Origin of the sequence: Streptomyces ficellus (assembly GCF_009739905.1) — a bacterium.
Classification (GTDB): Bacteria; Actinomycetota; Actinomycetes; order Streptomycetales; family Streptomycetaceae; genus Streptomyces; species Streptomyces ficellus_A.
This window is the reverse complement of record NZ_CP034279.1, coordinates 2330051-2352579: the sequence shown is the minus strand read 5'-3', so window position 1 is coordinate 2352579 and position 22529 is coordinate 2330051. Positions and strand designations below refer to the sequence as shown.

At 69.1% G+C, this 22529-nt stretch carries 19 protein-coding genes and 1 pseudogene; 4 read left to right on the top strand and 16 right to left on the bottom strand.

Annotated features, from left to right (window positions below; translation table 11 throughout):
* Positions 1-3: 3 nt before the first annotated feature.
* The 14 genes from EIZ62_RS09960 to EIZ62_RS09900 form a co-directional block, all read right to left on the bottom strand.
* Positions 4-315 (bottom strand): STAS domain-containing protein, encoded by a 312-nt coding sequence (locus tag EIZ62_RS09960; protein WP_156692347.1) that lies wholly within the window; start codon positions 313-315, stop codon positions 4-6.
* Entirely contained in the window at positions 312-2480 is a 2169-nt protein-coding gene (gene glgX / locus EIZ62_RS09955; protein ID WP_244375598.1) for a glycogen debranching protein GlgX, read from the bottom strand. Before glgX ends, EIZ62_RS09960 begins: the two co-directional genes overlap by 4 nt.
* A complete protein-coding gene (locus tag EIZ62_RS09950; RefSeq protein WP_156692346.1) occupies positions 2477-2818 on the bottom strand; it encodes an STAS domain-containing protein in 342 nt (113 codons plus the stop codon). The genes glgX and EIZ62_RS09950 overlap by 4 nt, the downstream gene beginning before the upstream one ends.
* Positions 2815-4662, bottom strand: coding sequence for an AGE family epimerase/isomerase (locus EIZ62_RS09945; protein WP_156692345.1), 1848 nt, complete (start codon positions 4660-4662; stop codon positions 2815-2817). The genes EIZ62_RS09950 and EIZ62_RS09945 overlap by 4 nt, the downstream gene beginning before the upstream one ends.
* Positions 4663-4667: 5 nt before the next feature.
* Entirely contained in the window at positions 4668-5267 is a 600-nt protein-coding gene (locus EIZ62_RS09940; RefSeq protein ID WP_156692344.1) for a DJ-1/PfpI family protein, read from the bottom strand.
* Entirely contained in the window at positions 5260-6906 is a 1647-nt protein-coding gene (locus EIZ62_RS09935; RefSeq protein ID WP_156692343.1) for a thiamine pyrophosphate-binding protein, read from the bottom strand. The genes EIZ62_RS09940 and EIZ62_RS09935 overlap by 8 nt, the downstream gene beginning before the upstream one ends.
* Before the next feature lie 74 nt (positions 6907-6980).
* Positions 6981-7817 carry a type 1 glutamine amidotransferase domain-containing protein gene (locus EIZ62_RS09930; RefSeq protein WP_156692342.1) on the bottom strand — a complete coding sequence of 279 codons (837 nt, stop codon included), beginning with the start codon at positions 7815-7817 and terminating at the stop codon, positions 6981-6983.
* A gap of 48 nt (positions 7818-7865) precedes the next feature.
* Positions 7866-8570 (bottom strand): EthD domain-containing protein, encoded by a 705-nt coding sequence (locus EIZ62_RS09925; protein ID WP_156692341.1) that lies wholly within the window; start codon positions 8568-8570, stop codon positions 7866-7868.
* A 135-nt stretch (positions 8571-8705) separates the two neighbouring features.
* Positions 8706-9647 (bottom strand): NAD(P)/FAD-dependent oxidoreductase, encoded by a 942-nt coding sequence (locus EIZ62_RS09920; RefSeq protein WP_167536363.1) that lies wholly within the window; start codon positions 9645-9647, stop codon positions 8706-8708.
* A gap of 5 nt (positions 9648-9652) precedes the next feature.
* Positions 9653-11095, bottom strand: a complete 1443-nt coding sequence (locus EIZ62_RS31940) for a maltokinase N-terminal cap-like domain-containing protein (RefSeq protein WP_167536362.1) — start codon at positions 11093-11095, stop codon at positions 9653-9655.
* Positions 11092-12309 carry an IS701 family transposase gene (locus EIZ62_RS09915; protein ID WP_167536361.1) on the bottom strand — a complete coding sequence of 406 codons (1218 nt, stop codon included), beginning with the start codon at positions 12307-12309 and terminating at the stop codon, positions 11092-11094. The genes EIZ62_RS31940 and EIZ62_RS09915 overlap by 4 nt, the downstream gene beginning before the upstream one ends.
* Positions 12310-12787: 478 nt before the next feature.
* A complete protein-coding gene (locus tag EIZ62_RS09910) occupies positions 12788-13480 on the bottom strand; it encodes an SDR family oxidoreductase (RefSeq protein WP_156692339.1) in 693 nt (230 codons plus the stop codon).
* A 29-nt stretch (positions 13481-13509) separates the two neighbouring features.
* Positions 13510-14856, bottom strand: coding sequence for a sugar phosphate nucleotidyltransferase (locus tag EIZ62_RS09905; protein ID WP_156692338.1), 1347 nt, complete (start codon positions 14854-14856; stop codon positions 13510-13512).
* 97 nt (positions 14857-14953) lie between these two features.
* On the bottom strand, positions 14954-15112 hold the full coding sequence (locus tag EIZ62_RS09900; protein ID WP_156692337.1) for a hypothetical protein: 159 nt from the start codon (positions 15110-15112) through the stop codon (positions 14954-14956).
* 353 nt (positions 15113-15465) lie between these two features.
* Between EIZ62_RS09900 and EIZ62_RS09895 the strand changes: the two genes are divergently transcribed.
* Positions 15466-16221 carry a helix-turn-helix transcriptional regulator gene (locus EIZ62_RS09895; protein WP_156692336.1) on the top strand — a complete coding sequence of 252 codons (756 nt, stop codon included), beginning with the start codon at positions 15466-15468 and terminating at the stop codon, positions 16219-16221.
* A gap of 113 nt (positions 16222-16334) precedes the next feature.
* Positions 16335-17186, top strand: a complete 852-nt coding sequence (locus tag EIZ62_RS09890; RefSeq protein WP_156692335.1) for a sulfurtransferase — start codon at positions 16335-16337, stop codon at positions 17184-17186.
* Between the two features lie 207 nt (positions 17187-17393).
* On the opposite strand, the gene EIZ62_RS09885 is transcribed toward EIZ62_RS09890, so the two are convergent.
* Together EIZ62_RS09885 and EIZ62_RS09880 are read right to left on the bottom strand one after the other, a co-directional pair.
* Positions 17394-17975, bottom strand: coding sequence for a hypothetical protein (locus tag EIZ62_RS09885; protein ID WP_156692334.1), 582 nt, complete (start codon positions 17973-17975; stop codon positions 17394-17396).
* A 190-nt stretch (positions 17976-18165) separates the two neighbouring features.
* On the bottom strand, positions 18166-18516 hold the full coding sequence (locus EIZ62_RS09880; protein WP_156692333.1) for a winged helix-turn-helix transcriptional regulator: 351 nt from the start codon (positions 18514-18516) through the stop codon (positions 18166-18168).
* 47 nt (positions 18517-18563) lie between these two features.
* On the opposite strand from EIZ62_RS09880, the pseudogene EIZ62_RS09875 reads away from it, so the two are divergent.
* Positions 18564-19447 (top strand): annotated as a pseudogene (locus EIZ62_RS09875) (NAD(P)-dependent oxidoreductase).
* A 737-nt stretch (positions 19448-20184) separates the two neighbouring features.
* The gene (locus tag EIZ62_RS09870) at positions 20185-22404 is read left to right on the top strand and encodes an AAA family ATPase (protein WP_167536360.1); all 2220 of its coding nucleotides are present in this window, start codon (positions 20185-20187) and stop codon (positions 22402-22404) included.
* The last annotated feature ends 125 nt before the right edge of the window (positions 22405-22529 follow it).

Genomic DNA, 22529 nt, shown 5'->3' with positions numbered 1-22529 from the left:
CCCTCAGGCGTCGATCAGGTCGATGCTGTGGTCGAAGCCGGCCAGCCTGATCGTGTGGGCGACCGGCTCGGTGGCGCCGACGACGGCGATCCGGACGTCGTCGCCCATCTTCTGGCGGGCGAACACCAGGGACCGCAGCCCCGCGCTGGACATGTACGCCAGCTTCTCGGCCCGGATCACCAGCTCGATCGACCCGGTCGCGGCCGCCTCGTCGATCGTCTCGTGGAAGCGCCCGGCGCTGGAGGCGTCCAGCTCGCCGGCGAGCTCTATCGTCGCGACCCGCTCGTTGACCCTGAGCCTCACGTCGAACGTCACGGTGCCATCTCCTTGTCGGTGGTCGGTACGGGGCGGCCCACGAGGACCACCGCCGAGTGCGGGCCCAGGTGGTAGCGCCCGGGGTGCTCCAGCAGGGGCTCCTGGCCCAGCGGGTGCATGCCGTACGGCATCAGGGCGCCCGTGTCGGCGAACAGGTGCCAGGCCTGGCCGTCCGGGAGCTGCGGGAGTTCCATGTCGTGGGGCTCCCAGTGGGCGTTGACGGCGACGTACACGTGGTCGTCGGGCACCCCGCCCTTGGCGTGCCGGCCGCACCGCATCAGGGCGACGACCCGGCAGTGGTCCGACCAGTCGGGGTGCCAGGCGCGGACCCCGTGCCAGCTGACGTCCGGGTAGCCGCTGCCCATGGAGTCGACGCCGCGCGGGTGCTCGGTGTTGCGCAGCACCGGGTGGGCGTGCCGGAAGGCGATCAGGCCGCGGGTGAACTCCAGCAGCTCGGCGTTGGCCTCGACGAGACCCCAGTCGAACCACGACAGCTCGTTGTCCTGGCAGTAGGTGTTGTTGTTGCCGAGCTGGGTGCGGCCCACCTCGTCACCGGCCAGGATCATGGGGACACCCTGGCTGGTGAGCAGGATGACCAGCAGGTTCTTCATCTGGCGCATCCGCAGGTCCCGCACGTGCGGGGAGGCGCTCGGGCCTTCCTCGCCGCAGTTCCAGCTGTGGTTGTCGTTGGCGCCGTCGTTGTTGCCCTCGCCGTTGGCCTCGTTGTGCTTGCCGTTGTACGAGACGAGGTCGTTGAGGGTGAAGCCGTCGTGCGCGGTGATGAAGTTGACGGACGCGGCGGCTCCGCGGCCCCAGTACAGGTCGGGGGAGCCGGCCATCCGGGTGGCGAGTTCGCCGGCGACGCCCGGCTCGCCCTTGATGAACTTCCGTACCGCGTCACGGTACTTGCCGTTCCACTCCGACCAGCGACCGTAGTTGGGGAAGTGCCCCACCTGGTACAGCCCGGCGGCGTCCCACGCCTCGGCGATCAGCTTGGTGTGCCGCAGGACCGGGTCGTACGCGAGCTGTTCCAGCAGCGGCGGGTTGGGCAGCGGGGTGCCGTCCGGGGCGCGGTCCAGGATGGCCGCCAGGTCGAAGCGGAACCCGTCGATGTGGTACTCGGCGACCCAGTGGCGCAGGCAGCCCAGCACGAAGTCCCGCACGACCGGGTGGTTGCAGTTGACGGTGTTGCCGGTGCCGCTGAAGTTGTAGTACTGCCCGTCGGGCGTGAGCATGTAGTACGTGGCGTTGTCGAGCCCGCGGAACGAGATCGTCGGCCCGTGCTCGTTGCCCTCCGCGGTGTGGTTGAACACCACGTCGAGGACGACCTCGATGCCCGCCCGGTGCAGCTCCCTCACCAGCGACTTGAACTCGTCGGCCTGCATGCCGAACCGTCCGGTGGCGGCGTAGCCGGCCTTGGGCGCGAAGAAGGAGACGGTGTTGTAGCCCCAGTAGTTGTGCAGCCGCTCCCCGGTGACCGGGTTGCTGCGCGGGTTGTCCAGCTCGTCGAACTCGAACACCGGCAGCAGCTCGACGCAGTTGACGCCCAGTTCACGCAGGTAGGGGATCTTCTCCCGCAGTCCCGCGTACGTCCCCGGCGCCGTCACCCCCGACGAGGGGTGCCGGGTGAAGCCGCGGACGTGCGTCTCGTAGATGACGAGGTCCTCGGTGGGGATCCGCAGCGGGGTGTCGTCGCCCCAGTCGAAGTCGTCGTTCACCACCTGGGCGCGGTAGGGGTAGACGTCGTTCCAGTTCGGCTCCCGCCCCCACACGTCCCGGCCCGACACGAGCCGGGCGTAGGGGTCGCTGAGCACCCGGCGGGCGTCGAAGCGGTCACCGGTGACCGGGTCGAAGGGCCCGTCGGCGCGGAAGCCGTACTCCAGGTTCTCCAGGTCGAGCCCGAACACCGTCATCGCGTACACGCTGCCGGTGCGGAACTCGGCCGGGAAGGGCAGCTCCGCGGCCGGCTCGGGCGCGCCGCGCTCGAAGAGCACCAGGCTCATCGCGGTGGCGCGGTCGGAGTAGACCGAGAAGTTGACGCCGCCCGGCACCGGGGTCGCGCCGTACGGGAAGGGCCGCCCGGCCCGTACCCGGTGACCGGCGATCCGGTGGGTCGGGTAGGCGTCGACGCGTTCGCGCATCTCCGTGACGTCCCGGGGGCTCATCGCGCCGCCCGCTCCAGCTCGGAGTCCACGTCCTCGCCGATCCGGAAGAAGTCCAGGAACCCGGTGGCGCTCATGACGAACGTGACCTCCTCCGACAGCCCGACGAGGGTGATCCGCGCGTCCACCTGCTGGGCGCGCCGGTGCACGATCAGCAGGGTGCGCAGCCCGGCGCTGGAGACGTACGAGACCCGGGTGAGGTCGACCAGGACCTCGGCGCCCTGCCGGATGAACGGCAGCAGCTGGGCCTGGAGGCCGCCGGAGGTGGTGCTGTTGATCTCTCCGTCGAGGGCGATGACGGTGGTGTCGCCCTCGGAGCGCGAGGTGACCTTGACGGTCATCCGGACACCTCCGTCCGGCCCGCGGGAGCCAGCCGTACCCGGACCTTCACCCGGCCCGAGGTCTCCGGGAGCGTCACGGTCAGGGCGTCGGCGTCGAAGTCGGTGTGCGGCTCGCCCTCGACGTCGACGGACTCGATGCGCACCGAGCCGGCCGGCAGCAGGTCGGGGGAGACCCGCAGCACCCGGCCGTCCAGGACGGACGGGTCGGGCTTGAACCAGAAGTCCATCGCGTTGCCGCCGGCCAGCAGGTTGTTGTAGACGGCGGCGAGGTAGCACAGCTCGGCGGAGTGGTACATGCTCATCGAGTGGCTGCCCTTGAGCCGCTCGACGCCCAGCAGGTACGGCAGACCGCTCGCCAGGGTGTTGAAGTAGACGGCGCCCTCGTCGTGGTCGAGGAAGAAGGCGTTGTAGAAGGACTGGGCGTCCCGCGCCTCGTCGCGGAAGTCCTCCCGCCCGGTGATCCCGTGCAGGATCAGGTACGCGAGGATCGCCTGCTCCTGCTGCCACCAGGCCTTGCGGTCGTGCCAGGCGAAGCGGAAGTGCTCCTCGCCGTCCCGCCTGATCCGCTCGACCACGTCGTACCAGCCGCCGCGCTGCCGGTCGCCGCCGACGTCGGGCATGGTCTCGCCGATGGAGGCCGCCGTCTCCAGGTACTCGGCCTTCGGGCGGAGGCTGTGCATCCGCATCAGGTTCCAGGCGATCTTCAAGTTGTGGCCGACGACCGCCCGGTTCTGCTGCCAGCCGTGGGTGGTGTCGTGCGACCAGTCCTGGTGGAAGCGCTCCTGCACGAAGGGGCTGTTCTTGGGGTCGGGGAAGCGCTCGACGATGGTGTCGAAGGTGTACTCCAGCATGTCGGCGTAACGCTTCTCGCCGGTCGCCAGGTAGAGGTTGATCAGATAGGCGGGGGCGTGGTCGCCGACCGAGTTCCAGTTCTTGCGGGCCTGGTTGGGGCCGAGGGACTCGTGGTGCGGGCTGAGCAGGATGGGGTCGATGTGTGAGAAGTAGCCGCCGTGCTCCGGGTCCAGGTAGAAGCGGTCGAACAGCCGGAGGGTGGCGTCGGCGTCATTCTTGATCCGCGGGTCGCCCGTGATCCGGTACGTCTGGACCGGCCCGGCGAGCGCGTAGATCTGCTCGTACGCCGGCAGCGCGTCGTAGTCGTCGGAGAACTCCGACGTGAACAGCTTCTTCTCGATGTCGCCGTCGATCGACAGCCCGTGGTACCAGTAGACGACGTCCTCGTCGGAGTCCACGAACCGCATGTGCTCGCGCAGGTACTCGGTGCCGCGCTCGGCGACCTCCAGGTACTCGTCCTCACCGGTCAGCAGGAACGCCGACGCCATGCCGTACACCAGCCGGGAGATCGTGTCGGTCTCCTGGACGTGGCTCGCGGTCTTCTCGCCGCCGAGACGGATCTCGGTGCGGTACTGCCCGAAGTCCACGGGGCCGTCGCCGAACTGCGCCTTGCGGTAGAACGCGGCGATCTCCTTGATCTGCCGCACCCACCAGCCCGCCTCCTCGAAGCGGAAGTCGTCGCCCTGCCGGCCCACGAAGATCAGCCGCTTGGCCTCGAACCGCAGCCGCTCCTCGGAGGGGTAGAACACGCCGTACGCCAGGACGAACGTGCCCTCCTGGAGCATGTCGTCGATGTGGCCCGAGGCGTCCTGGTACGGCTCGCCCAGGTTGTGCAGCAGCTCCGCGCTCGGGTCGCCGTCCAGGGATATCCGGAACTCCGTGCCGCCCGGGGTGACCACCCGGACGACCCGGGCCTCGCGGTCGAACCCGGTGACCCGGCCGGCGACCGTGTCGGAGAAGGTGAAGTTCACGGTGTCGGAAGTGGTGGACATGTCGTTCACGCCCCTCGCAGCACGAGCTCGTCGATGATGGTCCTGGCGAACAGATGGCAGTGGTCGCCCGTCCTCGCCGTGACCAGGTCCCCGTCCACGACGACGTCCTGGTCCACGTAATTCGCGCCCATGTTGCGGACGTCGCCGATGAGGTTGTTGTGGCAGACCACCTTGCGTCCGCGGACGACGTACGGGATCGACGCGGCCAGCCACATGCCGTGGCAGATGATCCCCTTGACCACGCCCGACCGGGCGAACGCCCGGCGCAGCAGGTCGGTGGCCGGCGCGAGCCGCTCGACGTCCTCGGTGTAGCGCAGCCGGTCGGCGACCATGCCGGACGGCACGATCAGCGCGCCGTACTCGCGCAGCCGCCGGTCGTCCAGGTCCTCCAGGCTGCGCGTCACCGTCAGCGGCGCCCGGTACTCGTGGCCGGTGAAGGTGATCGACTTGTTGCCCCACAGCCGGGTGAGGAAGTCGACCTGGGCCCCCTCCTCGGCGAACCGGCGCTGGTAGTAGGCGATTTCGGGCTCGTAGAAGTCGCTCTCGGTCAGGATCGCGATCCGGGCGCCGGTGAGCACACCGTCGCGTGACGGAACGTCAGGCACGGTTTCCCCCTTCAGTGGTCCGCAGGTCGATGAGGAACGGCTTGTCGTCGGCGAGCATCCGCTTGACCGCGAACGCCACCTGCTCGTGGTCGTCGACGCGCAGCGCGTCGACGCCGAACCCCTGGGCGATCCCGCTGAAGCCCAGGTCCGGACGGGACAGGTCGAACGGGGTCGGGTGGGCGTGCTCGGGGATGTCCCGCTCCCGCCAGTACTGCTCGATGTTCAGGTCGAGCAGCTTGTAGCTGCGGTTGTTGCAGATCACGAACTTGGCGCCGATGTCGTGCCGGACCGCCGTGTACAGCGCCTGGAACGTGTACATCGAGCCGCCGTCGCCGGTGAAGCCGATGACGGTCTTGTCCGGGTGCGCCAGCTTGATGCCCAGCGCCCCTGGGATCCCGACGCCCAGCGAACCGCCGCGGGTGGAGAACCAGTGCCCCGGCAGCCGCCCCGGCAGGTACGCGTTCAGCGGCCCGGCCGCCGTCAGCGCCTCGTCGAAGACCATCAGGTCGTCGGGCGCCTGCCCGGCCAGCTCGCGCAGGAAGTGGTGCAGCAGCGAGCCGTCGTCCTCGGGCCCGGCCGGCTGCTCACGGCGGCGCGACTCCAGCCGCCCGGACGCCAGCGCCCGGTCCTCCGCCGACAGCCGGCCGTCCAGTTCGGCGGCGAGAGCGGCGAGCGTGGCCTTGGGGTCGGCGACCAGGCCCAGGGTGACCGGGTGGTTCTTGGCGATCTCGTACCCGTCGAGGTCGATGTGGACGATCTTGGCGTCCTGGCGGAACGGGTTGTCCAGCACCGGGAACACCTCGCCGAACACATAGGTGCCGACGATCAGCACCGCGTCCGCGTCCTTCACCGCCGCCCGGCTCACCTCGCCGAACATGTGGCCGAGCTGCCCCCGGTAGAGCGGGTGCCGGGCGTCCAGGTTCACCTCGGAGAAGTCCATGCCCCACACGTCGGCGCCCAGTTGCTCGGCGACCCGCACCAGCTCCGCCTGCCCGCCGGACGCCGAGACGCCGTCGCCCACGATGACGATCGGCTTCTCGGCGCCGGCCAGCAGCCGCGCCGCCTGCTCCACCAGGGAGGGCACCGGCAGCGAACGGGTCTCCAGGAACGTGCTGGGGACGACCGGCTCGGTGTTCACCGCGTCCAGGACGTCCATGGGCAGGGAGACGAAGACCGGACCGCGCGGCGGCGTCATGGCCATCTTCATGGCCCGCCGCAGCACCCGCAGCACCGAGTCCGGGTCGGTCACCCGGGTCGCGTACTTGGTGACGGGCTCCGCCATGGCGACCAGGTCGGCCGCCATCTGGGCGTCCATCGCGTCGTACTTGACGCCCGCCTCGCCGGCGATGACGACGAGCGGCGAGTGACCCCGCCTGGCCTGGTAGAGCATGCCGATCGCGTTGCCGAGACCGACGCCGCTGTGGAGCTGGAGCAGCGCCGGACGGCCGGTGGCGCGGGCGTACCCGTCCGCGATGCCGGCGGCGACCGTCTCCTGCAGGGTCAGGATGTACTGGAGGCCGTCGTACTCCTCCAGCGCGTCCAGGAATCCCTGCTCGACCGTTCCTGGATTGCCGAACATATAGGGAATTCCATCGGCGAGGAACTGCTCGATGATCGCCGCATTGCCCTGCCTGGCCATGTCTTCCTTCTCTCGTCTCTCGTCTCTGAACGCTCGTCTCTCGGCTCTCGTCTTTCGGCGAACAGCCCGGCGAATTACCAGCCGAAGCGGCGAAGTCCGTCCTCGAGAACCTCGACGATCTTCTCGCCGGTGAGATACGAGTCCGGCGTCGAACGCCCGGTGATGAACGGGTAGTCCACGATCACCGACGTTTCCTTGCCGAAATTGCCGTGGTAGCGGCCGTCCGGTCCGGTGGCGTCACGCAGGATGTACTCCAGCGGGTACGGCGGCGGCCCCATGACGAAGTCGGTGCCGAGGAACCCGGTCCCGTCCTTGTAGTCGTACTCCTTGCAGTGACCGGTGACGTGCTTGCCCCAGATGATCGACTTCCGGTCCTCCCAGTCACGGGCGAACGCGAGCGGGGCGACGCCGTAGCACTCGGCGGCGATCGGCTTGCCGGCGCGCAGGAAGGCCAGGATGATCTCGTGCACCCGCTCGTTGTTGGCGAGGTCCACGATCGGTCCGGAGCCGCCGACGATCAGCAGCGCGTCGTACTCCTCCAGCTCCTGCGCCACCACGTCCACGGCCCGGTGGTAGGCCTCCAGCTTGCGGAGGTAGTCCTCGTCCGCCGTGTACGGGCGCTCGGGCACCCAGGCGCCGATGTCGATCGGGTCGGCCAGCCGGTCGGACTCGTCGACCTGCCGGGTCAGCTTCGCGACCTCCTCGGACGTCACCGACTTGCCCAGCGGCGGGTCGATGTACGTGGGGTCCATGCTCGGCGGCAGCGCGTGCGGCCGCCTGCCGGTGGGGGTGGCGAACACGACCTCGTAGCCGCGCTGGTCGAAGTGGTGCAGCGGCCCGACGAGCTCCTCGCCCCAGTAGCCGTACTCCGACAGAATCACGAGGATCTTCTTGGCGTTCCTTCTGGCCACGCCTGCTCCTTCGGTAATCGGTGGGCGGATCAGCGGCAGTGCGGCCGGTCAGCGGGGCTCGGGGCCGATGATCCAGTTCTCCCTCACGGCGAGGGAGAACACGTACTTCGGGTCGGCGACCTCCGCGCGGGCGGCCGCGACCTCGCCGGTGAAGTACGGCGAGTCCAGCGCCGCCTTCAGCGCGTCGACGTCGTCGAACCAGAGCTGCTCGACGCTGTCGAAGGAGGCCTCGCCGAAGACGTAGGCGCCGTCCACGGTGTGCGCGTGCAGGTAGCGGCGCAGGCCCGGCGTGGCGCCGACGACCGACGCGTACGGTCCGAGGGTCCGCTCGCGGTACTCCGCCAGGTCCAGGCCCGGCCGGCGCTTCATCAGGACGGTGAGCTTCACCCGGTCCCGGCCCTCGGCGCGCGCCGGGGCGGGAACGACCTCGTGCGCCGTGGTGTCGACGACGATGGTCTGCCAGAACGCGGCCCAGTTGGGCTCGTCGAGCCGGGCGCCCTGGAGGAACTCCTCCGTCTGGAGCGAGGCCAGCTGCTCCTCGCCGTTCGCCAGCCAGATCTCCGCGATGCCCTGGTGGGGCAGGGCGGGCGTGCCGAGGTCGGCGCCGGTCTCGACCCGGGTGTCGACCAGGTACTTGCGGATCTGCGGGATCTTCGCGGCGTACTTCACCGCGTGGACGTCCACCCAGTAATCCTGGAACTCCTGGGCCGTCATTCCCGGCTTGGGCGCCGCCAGAATGAACTGATGAATCATGGGGAATCTCCTTTTCGGCACCGCGCGGCAGGGCGCATGGAAATGCCACATTTCCGGGATGGTGCTCCGCCATCATTGGCGGCCGTGCACACGGGCGGCAAAGAACCTCCGCCGACTTCCTGAACTGAGGTTCGGTCAGTCCGCTTTCAGTTCCGGAGGGTGCAGGAAATAGTGCGCGGCGGACGCCGCCTGCGCGCCCTCGTGGACGGCCGCGGCGACCTGGTGGGAATGCAGGGAGGTGACGTCCCCGGCTGCGTACACACCGGGAACCGAGGTCTTCTGCTCGGAGTCGACCACGATGTAGCCGGCGGGATTGAGGCGTACGCCGAGGGCGCGGGCGAGCGCGGTCTCGGGGGTCGCGCCCTGGATCGAGAACAGCGCGTCGAGCCCGAGGCGCAGCCCGCCCCGGGTGACGACCGCCCGCAGTTGGCCGTCCGCCCCCTCCACCTCCTTGATCCGGTCGTGGACCACCTCGACGCCCGCCTTGGCGAGCCGGCGGTGAAACGTTTCGCTGATGTCGTCGCGGTGGCTGTTCGTCAGCAGCCGCACCCGGTCGGTCAGCGCGTGCAGCTGCATCGCCTCACCGGCGGCCGCGTCGGTGTGCCCCACGACCAGGATGCTGCGGCCCCGGTTCTCGTAGCCGTCGCAGGTGATGCACCAGAACATCGAGCGCCCCACGTACGAGCGCCAGCCGGGGAAGTGCGGGAAGTGGTCCAGCACCCCGGTCGCCAGCAGCACCGCCCGCGCCCGCCACACGTGCCCCTGGGAGCGCAGCGCGAAGCCGCGCTCCGCGTCACCCCCGACCGCGGTGACCAGGTGGTGCGCGATCCGCGCGTTGTCGTACCGCGCCAGCTGCTCGGCGGCGAGCCCGCGCAGGTCGACGGTGGCGATCCCGCCGGGGAACCCCAGGTAGTTGTGGTTGACCTGGTGGTGCGTGGACCGGCCGTGCCCGGTGTCGAAGACCAGCACGCGCCGGTTGTACCGCGCCAGGTAGATCGCGGCGGACAGCCCGGCGGGCCCGCCCCCGACCACGGCGACGTCCACGGCGTCCACGGCGTCCCTGTGTGCCGCGTGCACGCCGCTCACCCCGCCGACCGCTGCCGGCCCGCGAGCCGGCGCACCGCGGCCATCGGGATGGAGAGCCACTCGGGGCGGTTGTGCGCCTCGTACACCGCCTCGTACACCGCCTTGTCCGCCTCGAAGGCCCGCAGCAGCACCGGCTGGCTGCGCGGGTCGGTGCCGCCCGCCGCGGTGTACCCGTCGCAGAACGCCCGTCTGTTGTGCACCGCCCACGCCGAGGCGCGGCGGGCGAGGCGGGTGCCGTGCAGGTTCTGCGGCGACTGGTCGCCCGGCGGTACGCCGAGGACGGCGGCCAGCGCGTGGTGCGCGGCGTAGTCGAAGGACCGCAGCATGGACGCGATGTCCCGCAGCGCGGGCTGGAGCCGCCGCCGCTCCTCCTCCGGCTGCCCCGGCTCGCCCTCGAAGTCGATCACCACCCAGCCGTCCTCGCCGCGCAGCGTCTGCCCCAGGTGCAGGTCTCCGTGGATGCGCTGGACCAGCAGCGGGGCGTGGCCGCGCTTGGCGACCTCCCCGAGGTCCTGGTGCACCGCCCGCAGCTGCCGGGCGAACGGCAGCAGCGCCGGCACCTGGTCCACCGCCGCCTCCAGCCGCCCGGTCAGGACGGCCACGAGCTCGTCCACCTCCGCCGGGCCCAGCTCCCGGGTCTCCAGCTGCCCCGCGAGCGCCGCGTGCACCCGGGCGGCCGCCCGCCCCAGCCCGTGGGCCTCCTTGGCGAACCCGCCGAGCGGGGCGACGCTCTCGCACTCGCCGACCACACAGGCGCGGGCCTCCTCGACCGCCGCGGCCCAGCCGTCACCCCGGTTCGGCACGAACTCCTGGAGGATGCCGAGCGTGATCCCGCCGCCGGGCGCGGACGCGGACGTCCCCACCCAGCCGAGCGGCGCCGCGCTCGGCACCCCGCCCGCGCGCCGCAGCGCGGTCAGCATCTCCACCTCGGCGTTCGGCCCGGGCACCACGTGCCGCAGCACCTTGAGCATCATCCGGCCGCCGAACGCGATGGAGGTGTTGGACTGTTCGGCCGTGAGCACCGCCGCCGACAGCCCGGCGGGGATCTCCGCGCCGGGCACCCGGTGGAACTCCACCGGGCCGGACGGCTCGCCCGCCGCGATCAGCGCGAGCAGCCGCCCCATCAGCTCGGGGTCGCCGGTCGCCTCGTACAGCAGCGAGGGCCCGCTCGGTCCGATGACCGCGTCGGCGAGGTCCACCGGCACGTCCGGGCGCTCGCCGACCAGCAGCTGGTACCACTCGTCGTGCTCGGTGCGCACGACGACCAGCAGCAGCCGCGGGCCGTCCGCGCACAGCGTCTCGACCAGTACGGGCTCCACGTCGGGCGCGGCCCGGTCCTTGCCGCCGAACCAGCGCTGCCGGGCCAGCCAGCCGGGCAGCAGGCGGTGGAGGTCGGCGGCGATCCGCCCGGTCTCGGTCACGTCCGTGGACACGGTCATGCGGCGGACACCTTCGCGCTTCGGGGGACGGAGAACTCGTGGGCGGGGCCGCGGTCGGCCCGGGACAGGACGGTGATCGCGTGCGCGAGGGACACCATGGTCATGTGGTGGTGCCAGCCGCGGAACGAACGTCCCTCGAAGTCGCGCAGGCCGAGCCGGTCGCTCACCTCCGCCTGGTCGCGCTCCACGCGCCGGCTGAGCATCGCGGTCCGGTAGACCGTGCCGAGCCGGGGCCGGGACAGGTTGGACAGCCAGTACTCGCTCGGTCCGCGCCGCCCCGGCCTCCCCCACGCGCCGAGGAGGACCAGCTCCTGCCGGCCGTCCCGGCCGCCGCCCGGGGAGCGCAGCCGCACCCGGGTGGAGCCCACGGAGGTCGCCCGGACGACACCGGTGCGATGGTCCAGCCACTCGACGGGCATGCGGTTGCGGCTGAGGGCCCCCGTCAGGCCGCCGTCCGGACCGGTGGCGGCCGGGGCGGTCGTGGCGGTCGCGGTGCCCGGGCCCCGGCCGGGGGAGCGCAGCGGCTCCAGCGCGGTGTGCGACATGGCCGGATCCACCCGTACGACGAACGGAATCTGACGGTCCGACAGTTCGGCGCACACGGGGTGCGGCGCGGTGTCGCGCAGGTCCATCACCACGGGCCGCGCGGGCATGTTCCACTCGTCGGTCATCCGGGCGACGGAACGGATCGCGCACTGCTCCGGCGGACAGGACCCGACATGCTCCGGGATGGAGGCGCGCCGGCGCATCTCGGGCTCGTCCGTCCAGCACTCGGGCAGCGCCAGCCACCAGTCGACGGGGCTGCTGAGCTGGTCGGACGCGAGCCACAGCCCCATGCCCTGCTGGCAGTTGACGATGCGTCCGAGCTGGGCCACGAACTGCCGCTCGACACCCACCGAGTGCCGGCCCACCTTGGTGATCACCAGGGGCCGCACCACCCAGGCGCGCGGCTCGGTGTGCCGGTGGAGGTGGCGGGCCATTTCCCGCCGCACCGGCACGCAGTCCCACGGGGACTTCGTAATGAATTGGTACAGGCTCTGTTCCACGCCACCGCCCGCGTTGCTGGCGAGGGCCCGCATGGTCTTCTTGCCGTCGACCGAGAGGAGACCCCTCACATACAGCTCACCCCACCGGCGCTGGTCGCTCCGGGGAATGGAAGCGAGCGTCCGCGCGAGAAACTCGGTGAACCGTGCGGGGGAAAAATCCTCGGGCATATTCAGGTCTTGTTCCACGACCGTTACCCAGCTCTCTCCACAGAAGTCTACGTCGGGTCCGGAGCAAATCGGCCAGCCGGTTTTTTCCTTCAATTCGGAAGCCGCGGAAGCGGAATTCCGGCAATCGGACACCGGAAATCGGACGCGGACCGGCGGAAACGGGCCGTCGGAAACGGGCCGTCGGAAACGGACCGTCGGACACGGGCCGCCGGACACCGGGTCAGGGACACCGAATTGCGGACACCGGGTCATGGGCGACGGGTCACGGACACCGGAGCCGGCGCGCGAGTGCGGCGGAACGGCACCGCTCTCGCACCGCCGGCCCCGGGCCCGGCCCCGTCGCCTCGGGGGATGTGGGCGGCGGGGCGGTGACGGGGGTGGGGGGATGGTCCGGCCCGCCCCCGTCGGTCTCGGATACGGCCGCCGCCCGGATGCGGCCGCCGCCCGGAGCGTGCCCGTCAGGGCGTGCCGGCCCCGGTCAGCGGCTCCGCTCCAGCTGGCGGTCGGCGCCGAGCCGGGTGAACAGCGGCGCCCAGTCGGTCGGCGTCTCGCCCAGCTCGTTGTACATCTCGAAGGTGCGGCCCACGGCGGCCGGCGAGTTCAGCGCCTGGAAGCACGCCTCGGCCACCGCCGTGCGCGACACCCAGCCGTCACCCCGGTCACCCTGCTCCAGGCGCACCCGGTTGCCGGCGAAGCCCTCGTCCGTGAGCCAGCTGGGGCGTACGACCGTGTAGGGCAGCCCCGACTCGCGTACCGCGTCCTCGCCCCGCAGCCTCCAGTCCAGGAGCCTGCCGTACGCGTTCATGGGGTGCTCGCGCCGCGTCACGAAGATCTGGCTGACCAGCACGACGTGCGGCCGTTCCCCGTGCTCGGTGGCCGCGGCCAGCACGTTGCGCACCCCGTCGTACATGGTCGTCTCCGGGCTGTCCGGCCCCGAGTCGGCCGTACCCGGCTCGACGCTGAACACCACGGCCGCGCAGCCGCGCAGCGCGGTGACCAGCGAGTCGGCGTACCGCACGTCCGCGCGGTGCTTCTCCACTCCGAGCGGCAGCCGGCCGCGTTCCGGATGCCGGCTCACCACCCGTACCCTGGTGCCTTCTTGAAGCAGGCGGCGGGTGACCAGACTGCCCAGCCGGCCCGCACCTCCGATAACCGCTACGGGACTCCGCATGGTCCCCTCCAGGAGTGATCCGCCGCCGCCTACACCCATGTGAGGATGTCCTCGGCGCTCTTGAGTTCCGTTTCCGCGGGCACCCCGGTCATCGCGGGCACCCTGAGCCGCGGGTAGACGCTCACCCCGCAGAACCGTGACCCCGGCCAGAGCATGGCGCCGTCGCCGATGGCCGAGAAACGTTCGAGCCGTGCCGGCCGGGTCCGCTCGGAGCAGACCTCGGCCATGGGTCCTATGTACGAGTCCTCGATCTCGGCGTACGCGCCGACGACCGCGGACTCCCCGACGGCCGACCGGACCACGGCGGCGCCCTCGCGGACCTCGGCCCCGTCGCCGATGTCCGCGTGGTCCAGCCGCACGCCGGGCCCGATCTCCACCTCGCGGCCGATCCTGACGCCCGGCCCGATCACCACCGAACCCTCGTCGATCTTCTGGGCGAGGGTGGTGCCGGTGACGTCGTCCTTGGTCCGCAGGCTGCTCTCGTGCACCCAGGCGCGCGGCGACGGGACGTCGGGCTGTCTCATCAGCCGGTTCATCTGCTCGTACGCGCCGTCGAGTACGAGCCCCAGGGTGTGCAGGTAGTCCGGTACGTTGCCCAGGTCGCCGAGCCTGCCGATGGCGTGTGCCGCCACCGGCAGGCCCCGTGCCGCGAGCCACGGCAGCAGGTCCTGACCCCAGTCGAGCCTCTGGTAGCTCTGCCGGAAGAGCTCCGGCTCCCGGGCGAGCAGCCGCAGCCGGGCGCAGTCCACCAGGTACATCCCCGCGTTGGTGGGCAGGGTGACCCCCGCGTCCACCGCGGTGCGCGGGAACAGCTCACCGAGCCGCGCCCGGTCGGGCTTCTCGACGAAGCCCTGGACCAGCCCGCCGTCGTCGGTGCGCATCACCCCGTACTTGCCCGCGATCTCGTCGGCCGTGCGCCGCACGGCGGCCACGGTCACCAGGGCGTTCCGCCCGGTGTGCGCCGCCTCCATCGCCCCCAGGTCGAAGTCGAAGAGCGAGTCGACGGGGAGCACCAGGGCCCGGCCCTGCAGGTCCCACTGTTCGAGGTTGTGCAGGGTGGCGCCGGCCGAGCCGACGTTGTACCGGTCGAAGCGCGAACGCGAGTAGGTGATGTCCACCCCGTAGCGCTCGCCGTGGCCGAGCAGGAGCTTGATCTGCGTACGGTTCTCCAGGCCGTGGGTCACCACGTAGAAGCGGCGAATCCCCTGCTCGCGGCAGGCGTCGACGACCCACTCCACCAGGCGGCGCCCGGCGAACGGGATCAGCGCCTTGCTGCGGATGTGGTCGGGGGACTTGAGCGTGATGGGCTTCGCCCGCTCACCCCGGCCGCCGGCGAGGAGTATGCCGACCGTTTCCCGGTTCGTGTCCGTACTCATGCAGCGCCCCCCTCGATTCGGGCGATTCACCCACGCCCAGGATTCACATCGCTGATATCCGGTGTTCCGGTCGGCCCCCCGGCCGCCCGGCCGCTCTCTACCAGTCGTCGTCGGGGTGCTGGGTCTTCACGGTCGCCTGCACGGTGGCGGAATTCGATCCTCCGAAGGAAGTGGCGAGCTCCTGCCCGCCGAAGCCCAGGATCACTGCCAAAGCCACCGCGAGGAACGCGGGTATGGAGATTGCCTTCTGTTGCATTTTCCCTCCCCTGGCTGAAAGGCCCCTCGGCCTCTCGCCACGAGAAGAATGCCGTATGCGACCACCGGAATGGTTGATTGAGTAGCATCATGATCACGCAATGCAAGAATCGGAAGGAGAGGCAAATGTGCACAAATTCGGACTTAGCCCCTCATTCGAACGTCACCAAGCTGTGCGATCGCGGTTTGGAGGTCTACCGACGTGCTCTGCTCCATGGTCCGGTTTCCGAGGAAGTGCCCCCATGCCTCCTCCGGCTGGGCCTGATGCGGCCGTTGGCCGAAACACCGGCATTACTGGCAGCCGTCCCTCCGGATATAGCGGGCCGCGAACTGACCCGGCCCATAGAACGCGAAGTGCTCACCCACCAGCACACCATCGCGGCCATCCGTGACTCGATCACGGCGGCCGAGACCGTCTACCGCGCCACCCGCCAGGCCACCTCCGGATCCGTACGCCTCCTCCAGGGGGCGGAAGTCATCCAGGCCGCCCTGCGCCAGGCCGCCGAAGCCTGCCGCGAAGAACTGCTGACCTGTCAGCCCGGCGGCGGACGCGCCCCCGAGAACCTCGCGAGATCCCTGTCCCGGGTCCTCGCCATGCACCGGCGCGGCGTCAAACAGCGCACGCTCTACCAGCACACCGTGCGCGCCCACGGCCCCACGCTCGCCTACATCGAGCAGGCCACCGCGTCAGGCGCCCAGTTCCGCACCATCAACGAGGTGTTCGACCGGCTGATCATCTACGACCGCACCACCGCGTTCATCCCGGACCCCCGCCACGAGCTGCGGACCGCGGCGCTCGCCATCGACCACCCGGCGATCGTCCACTACCTGGCCAAGGTGTTCGACCACACCTGGGAACGCGCCGAAGCCGTCAGCATCACCCAGGAGTACGCCCGCCCCCCGCTCATGACCGACGAGACCCGTCGTGCCGTGCTGCGCCTGATGGTGGAGGGCTACACGGACGCGGCCATCGCCGGCCGCCTGGGCGTGAGCCCGCGCACCGTCTCCACCCACATCAAGAAGGCCTCCGACCTCCTGGGCGGCCGGAGCAGGGCCCATCTCGCCTACCTCCTCGCCCAGTCCGACCTCCTCGACGCCGACCACGGTTGACGCGGAGAACCGGCCCGGCGACCCTTGCACCAGGCCCGCCACCCCCCACACCCGCACCACACCACGCGCGTCCGGATCCGGAGGCGGAACCCGACGACCGCCAGGAGCACCCGGTGCACACCCCGCGACCCCGACCCGCCCTCCCCGGCCCCCTGGTCGACCCCGCATGGCTGACCGCACACCTGGGCGCGCCCGGCCTCGTCGTCCTCGACGCCTCCGTGGGGACGCACCGCGGCTCGCCGCACCGCGTCCCCGGGGCACGCCCCTTCGACCTCGACGGACCCCTGTCCGACCACACGAGCCCCCTGCCCCACACCATGCCCGCCCCCGCCGCGTTCACCGCGGAACTGCGCGCCCTGGGCCTCGACGACACGAGCACGGTCGTCGTGTACGACGCCGCCGGCGTCTACTCCAGCGCCCGCGCCTGGTGGATGCTGCGGGCGATGGGCTTCGACCGCGCCGCGGTGCTCGACGGCGGCCTCCCCGCCTGGACGGCCGCGGGCCACCCGGTGGAGCCGCTCCCCGCCCGGTACACCGGCCCCCACGGCGACTTCACCGCCCGCCCCCGGCCGGGCCTCCTGGTGGACAGCGCCCACGTGCGCGCCGCCCTGGCCGACCCCGCCGCCGCCGTCCTCGACGCCCGCACCCCCGCCCGCTTCACCGGCACGGCCCCCGAACCCCGCCCGGGCCTGCGCGGCGGCCACATGCCCGGCGCGGTCAACCTCCCCTTCGGCGACCTCCTCGACGAGACCGGCCGACTGCGCCCCCCGGCCGACCTGCGCGCCCACCTCACCGCCTCGGTCGGCACCCGCCGCACCCTCACCTTCACCTGCGGCTCCGGCGTCACCGCCTGCGTCCTCGCCCTCGCCGCCGAACTCGCCGGCTACGACGACACCGCGGTCTACGACGGCTCCTGGAGCGACTGGGGCCGGCCGTCGGAACTGCCGGTGGCGACGGGGGCGTAGCGGACCGGCCGAACGGGACGTCACGGACACGCCGTAGGTCGTGTCCGTCAAGTCTCGCCTGGCCCGTGACGCCCTGCACGCACTGTCGCCGCGTTGTCGTCGGTCGCCATGGCTCCGCCATGTCTCCCTCCTCCGCCTTGCGACAGCACGCACCGGACGCCACGGCCCCCGCCCTCCGGGCGGACGCCGATACTTTCCGGACACGCCCTAGTCGTCGACACCAAGATCGGCGCGCATCGCCCGCTTCATCTCCCCCACGTACGGCCAGACCTCCCGGTGGAACTCGCCCTCGAGGCCGGCCAGTTCTTCGGCGTGGTCCGCGGGAGCCGCACCGTACTCCCTGAGCGTCCCGTACGCGGCGTTCAACCGTGACTTGGCGGCGCCGGACGCACGCGACACCGCATCCGGCGCGATCATCTGGGCTTCCGCGTAGCAGTCCCGGAAGGACAGCCGGGCCGCCTCCAGGTTCTCCAGGGACGCGTCACTGTCCTCGCCCCGCCGAAGGGCGTGGAGGTGACTGGTCATCGCCGTCAGGTACTGACGCGCGGCGGTGTTCAGCGAGATGTAGCAGGCGCGCCGCCGCTCAAGGCTCTCGCGCTGCCGTTCATCGGCCCGCTCCACCCGTAGCAACTCAAGAGCGTGATCGCGCTCCTCGCGACGCTGCTCCGCCGCGGCCCGCAGTTCCATCCGCTTGGTGCGGTCGGCACGGTTCTGCGTCAGCAGCGCCGCCCCCAGCGTTCCCGCCACACCCACGACGGCGATCAACAACCCCACCCAGCCGGCGCCCACGCCGCCCCCTTCCCCGAGGCCGGAAACCTCGCCCCACACCCGGGGAGGGTACGACAGGGATCCATACCGGCGCCGTAGTAGCCACCTTTTTGTGGGTACTTGGCCCCAGGCGCCGAACGGGCGAGGCTGGTGAGCAGGCGGCCGGGGGGCCGTCGGAGCCGGACGGGGAGTGGGGTGCCGAAGTGACGCGTCAAGAGGCCGACTGGGCCTCGGCGAGCTTCTCCAGGCGGCGGTGGCCCCAGTCGGAGAGCGGAGCCAGCATCTCGGAGAGCTCCCGGCCGAACGCGGTCAAGGAGTAAACGGTCTTCAGCGGAAGCACGTCGTGCACCTCCCGGTGCACCAGCCCATCGGTCTCCATCTCGCGGAGGGCCTGAGTCAGCACCTTCTCGCTGAGGCCCGGCAGCCGCCGGCGGAGCTCGCCCGGGCGATGGGGACCGGATTCCAGCAGCCAGAGCAGGGCGGTCTTCCACTTCCCGTCGATGACGGCGATCGCGGCGGTCACGCCACAGACATCCGGATCCTGGGCCCGACTGCGAGTCATCTCCTTCCCCCTTCTTCTCTTGCTCACATGTATACGGGAGTTGAGTCATGCCTGCACACACGCAACAGTCCGACGTCACCGTCCTCGGCCTGGGACCGATGGGCCGAGCCCTGGCACGCGCGTTCCTGGACGCCGGCCTGCGCACCACGGTCTGGAACCGGACGCCGGGCCGGGACACGGAGTTGGTGGCACGGGGAGCGGTCAGCGTCGGATCGGCCGAGGAAGCGGTCGCGCGAGCACGCTGACCGTGGTGTGCGTGGTGAACTACGACGCCGCGGACACCGTCCTGCGGCGCGAGGAGGTCACGGACGCGCTCAGGGGCCGCACGGTGGCCAACCTCAGTGTTGACACCCCGGACCGGGCCCGGGACGCCGCGGCATGGGCGGCCGAACACGGTGTGTGCTACCTGGACGGTGCGATCATGACGCCGACCACGACCATCGGCACCCCGGACGCGGTGTTCCTCCACAGCGGCCCCGAGGACCTCTACCGCGAGCACCGGCCCGTCCTGGAGGCGCTGGGCGGCACCCACACCCACCTCGGCGAGGACATCGGCCGGGCGGCGGCGTACGACATCGCGCTGCTCGACATCTTCTGGACCGCCATGACGGGCTACGCCCACGCGATGGCGGTGGCACGGGCGGAAGGGATCACCGCACGCGAGTTGGCGCCCTTCGCCAAGGGCATCGGCGACCTCCTCCCGCCGAGCTTCGTGGAGCTCGCGGACGACGTGGACAGCGGAACCTTCTCCGGCGAGGACAACCCCCTCACCTCGGCGGCCTCGTCCATGGCCCACATCGTCCACACCTCGGAGGCCCACGGCATCGACGCCCAGGTGATGCGCGCGGCGGAAGGCCTGGCCCGCCGGGCCATCGGACGGGGCCACGGCGCCGACGGACTCATGCGGATCACGGAGATCATGGCGCGCTGAGACGCCCTATCCCGGCCGCGTGTCGCGCCATACGGCTGCCGGGCCGCACCCGCCCGCGCAAAACACGAAGACCCCGGCCTCAGCGCTACCGCTGGTGTCGGGGTCTTGGGCACCTCATACAGGGTGCCCCCGGCAGGATTCGAACCTGCGCACACGGCTCCGGAGGGCATTGATAGTCAGTACTTGCGGGTGCGCCTGACCTGGGCAGACCTGCTGGACAGATCAAGAGCCCACGCGCTTCACACGCTACTCACGCGCCGGGGCGCCGATTTCGCATGCCGCGTAACACGATTCGGCACCCTCTGATGCCTGCGCACGGGTCACCGCTTGCGGCCCCTGCCGGCCTTCTTCCGCTCCGCTTGCCCTCGCTTCGTCCAGTCCCCCTGGTGCCGCCAGCATCTGGAGGTGTTTTTCATGGTCAAGTTCGAGCAGCGACCTCCGCTCTTAAGGGGCCAACCGCACTTGCCCTGCTTCCAATCACTCACGACGCCCCCTGTCCTCGGCTCCGGATCCCACAGAGTGGGGCGGCGGCCAGTCATGCGGCTAGAGCGCACGAACGGCGCCCCGTGACACTTCGGGCGCGCGGGAACCCACAGGCTTCCCAAGTCTGAGTCCCGTGCGGGGCCGTTCACCTGCATTCACCGAATCAGCGTTCGACTGGTCATGCAATGTCCGGTGCGGGTGCGACAAGCACTTGACCGGATCAGCCCCCAATGACTACGTTCCGTCGATACAATGTGACCGCTCCAGTGAGTGGTTCAAAATCAGGGGGATTCGTGCGCCTTTCTTCCATGCATGCTCAGGGCTTTCGCAGCCTCCAAGATGTGTCCCTGATTGATTGCGGCGAGCTGAACGTCTTGATCGGCAAAAATAACTCCGGAAAATCCAACCTGCTCTCTGCCGTCAGAATCTTTTTTGACTTCTTCAGTTCGGGGGGTGAAGTTGTAAGTATCTCTCCAGCGATTTGCCGCAGTACTGATTGGAATAGGCAAAGTGCCGAAAGGGTTGTGACGCTAGATGCCCAACTGTCGCTAAATGAGCAGGAAATTGCTCTTCTTAAAGAGGACATCGCAGCTGAAGCTGCCCAGCTGCGCAACGCTCTATTCACCTCGACACATGAGGTCGGTATTGCAATCACCCTCACTTTCGATGGGAGGGATCAGCCGGTTGGTTATATTAGTAGAATTGCCTTCGTTTCCGACAATGCGGAAGGCAACGTAATTTTCGCTATGGAGGAGCAGTCCGCCTCTGAGATCGCCCTAAATGTTCGTCGGGTTACTCAGGCAAGGGAGGAGATGGAGGCGCTGAACATTGGCATGGAAGGGATTCGCGACGATGAATTCCGCATGGCTAAAGATGTCGGCGTTACCTATGCCCTTCGATCTCGCCGCACAAGCCTTTCGAACTCGCAAATTCGTATGCTAGACCAAGTCTTTAAGAACTCCTCAACTCCTGAGGAATTCACTCAAATCTGCCGCAGTAAGGTATCTCAACTCACGACCGAGATCGAGTCAGTAGAGCATGCGGAGATTGGCAATCCCGTCCGGATTTTTTCAGGTGAGGCGACAACCGTACCAAACTACGTCACCAACCTCATCTCGCGAATTTCCGAATTGAGGGTCCATCATCTTTCCGAGCAGCGCAATCCGATTGGACCGGCAGAAGCAAGTAAGATCCTCAGGCTCAAAACAAGTCGGGGCCAGGGGGCTGTGCTCAACGACATTCAATCTGTGGTTTCTACCTTGCTCGGAGTGCAGATTGACGCCTTTAGCTCGGACGATAATCCACGCCGTAGCGGTCAACCAGTCGCCGAACTCGACGTCGATGACTTCCTGGTACAAGTTAATGGGTCAGGAGTCAGAGAGGCGTTGCGCCTCATCCTGGACTACGAATTTGAGAAGCCTCAAGTGTTGCTTGTGGAGGAACCGGAGGTCCATCTGCACCCGGCGCTGGAGACCGCTCTGATGCAGTACCTGCGGAACGTTAGCGAAAAGTGTCAAGTTTTCCTAACTACCCACTCAACGAACTTCTTGGACGTCGGCGCTCTCAAGAACGTGTATATGGTCTCTAGGGCGCCGCAAACAACGGTGAATCTACTTAATGTCTCGGAAGCCGAGGAGGCCATCCCTCAAGAACTAGGAATCCGCCTTAGTTCACTGTTTATGTATGATCGCCTTATCTTTGTCGAGGGGCCTTCGGACGAGCAGATCCTACGGATCTTTGCGGAGACGCTGAAGGTTAGTCTTGGTCAGGCATCCGTAGGCTTTGTTACCACTGGGGGGGCAAGAAACTTCACCCACTTTGCAACTGCTTCAACCCTTTCCTTCTTGGGCAAGAGAAACGTGCGAACAACGTTTCTATTGGATCGAGATGAAAGGAATAGCGTCGAAATTATAAAATTGCAGGAGCAGGTCTCCGGCGTCAGCGAGCTCGTAGTCCTGGAAAAGCGGGAGTTGGAGAACTATCTGCTCGACGCACGCACGTTGTCACGGTACTTGGCCATCCGGACGGACGGTGCGGTACAAGTCTCGCCTGAACAAGTACAGGAAAAGATCGACTCGGCGTGTGAAGAACTTCGCGCGGTAGCTATCGAAAGGCGGGCGCTTAAGGAAATCTGCGCCCCCATCTTCCCGCGGCGTGAAGGGGTGATCCACCGCGATGTGGAAGAGGATTTTCTCACAGCTGCCTATCGAGAGATCGATGAGGTCATCGCTTCTGTGCAACAGCTTCGACAAAAGATGGAGGAGACGCTGAGGCGGGCTGCGGGTGACGTGGAATCCCGATGGGCCTCCAGTAAGGCTGATCTCATCCCGGGTGACGAGATCCTAAAGCTTATCTTTCGTGGCTACGGTCTCTCGTTCAATAAGCGGAAGGATTCCGTAAGGATCGCATCCGTCATGACGGAGGGGGAGATCCCAAGAGAAATGGCGACTGTGATTCGAGGTTTGGTGGCATAGGGGTCGTCTGCCTTGGAGGGCGGCTAGCTGCTTGCAAGTCAAGTGCGAGCTGCCGTGGACGAGGGTGCTGCGGGCACTGCCATGACCCAGGCGTCACCGAGGTGTCTGCTGCCCCTCGGCGACGC

Excerpts from the sequence above, each read along its gene's own strand:
- glgX (WP_244375598.1), bottom strand. The coding sequence starts at position 2,480 with ATGAGCCCCCGGGACGTCACGGAGATGCGCGAACGCGTCGACGCCTAC.
- EIZ62_RS09950 (WP_156692346.1), bottom strand. The coding sequence starts at position 2,818 with ATGACCGTCAAGGTCACCTCGCGCTCCGAGGGCGACACCACCGTCATC.
- EIZ62_RS09945 (WP_156692345.1), bottom strand. The coding sequence starts at position 4,662 with ATGTCCACCACTTCCGACACCGTGAACTTCACCTTCTCCGACACGGTC.
- EIZ62_RS09935 (WP_156692343.1), bottom strand. The coding sequence starts at position 6,906 with ATGGCCAGGCAGGGCAATGCGGCGATCATCGAGCAGTTCCTCGCCGAT.
- EIZ62_RS09925 (WP_156692341.1), bottom strand. The coding sequence starts at position 8,570 with ATGATTCATCAGTTCATTCTGGCGGCGCCCAAGCCGGGAATGACGGCC.
- EIZ62_RS31940 (WP_167536362.1), bottom strand. The coding sequence starts at position 11,095 with ATGACCGTGTCCACGGACGTGACCGAGACCGGGCGGATCGCCGCCGAC.
- EIZ62_RS09915 (WP_167536361.1), bottom strand. The coding sequence starts at position 12,309 with ATGCCCGAGGATTTTTCCCCCGCACGGTTCACCGAGTTTCTCGCGCGG.
- EIZ62_RS09910 (WP_156692339.1), bottom strand. The coding sequence starts at position 13,480 with ATGCGGAGTCCCGTAGCGGTTATCGGAGGTGCGGGCCGGCTGGGCAGT.
- EIZ62_RS09905 (WP_156692338.1), bottom strand. The coding sequence starts at position 14,856 with ATGAGTACGGACACGAACCGGGAAACGGTCGGCATACTCCTCGCCGGC.
- EIZ62_RS09900 (WP_156692337.1), bottom strand. The coding sequence starts at position 15,112 with ATGCAACAGAAGGCAATCTCCATACCCGCGTTCCTCGCGGTGGCTTTG.
- EIZ62_RS09880 (WP_156692333.1), bottom strand. The coding sequence starts at position 18,516 with ATGACTCGCAGTCGGGCCCAGGATCCGGATGTCTGTGGCGTGACCGCC.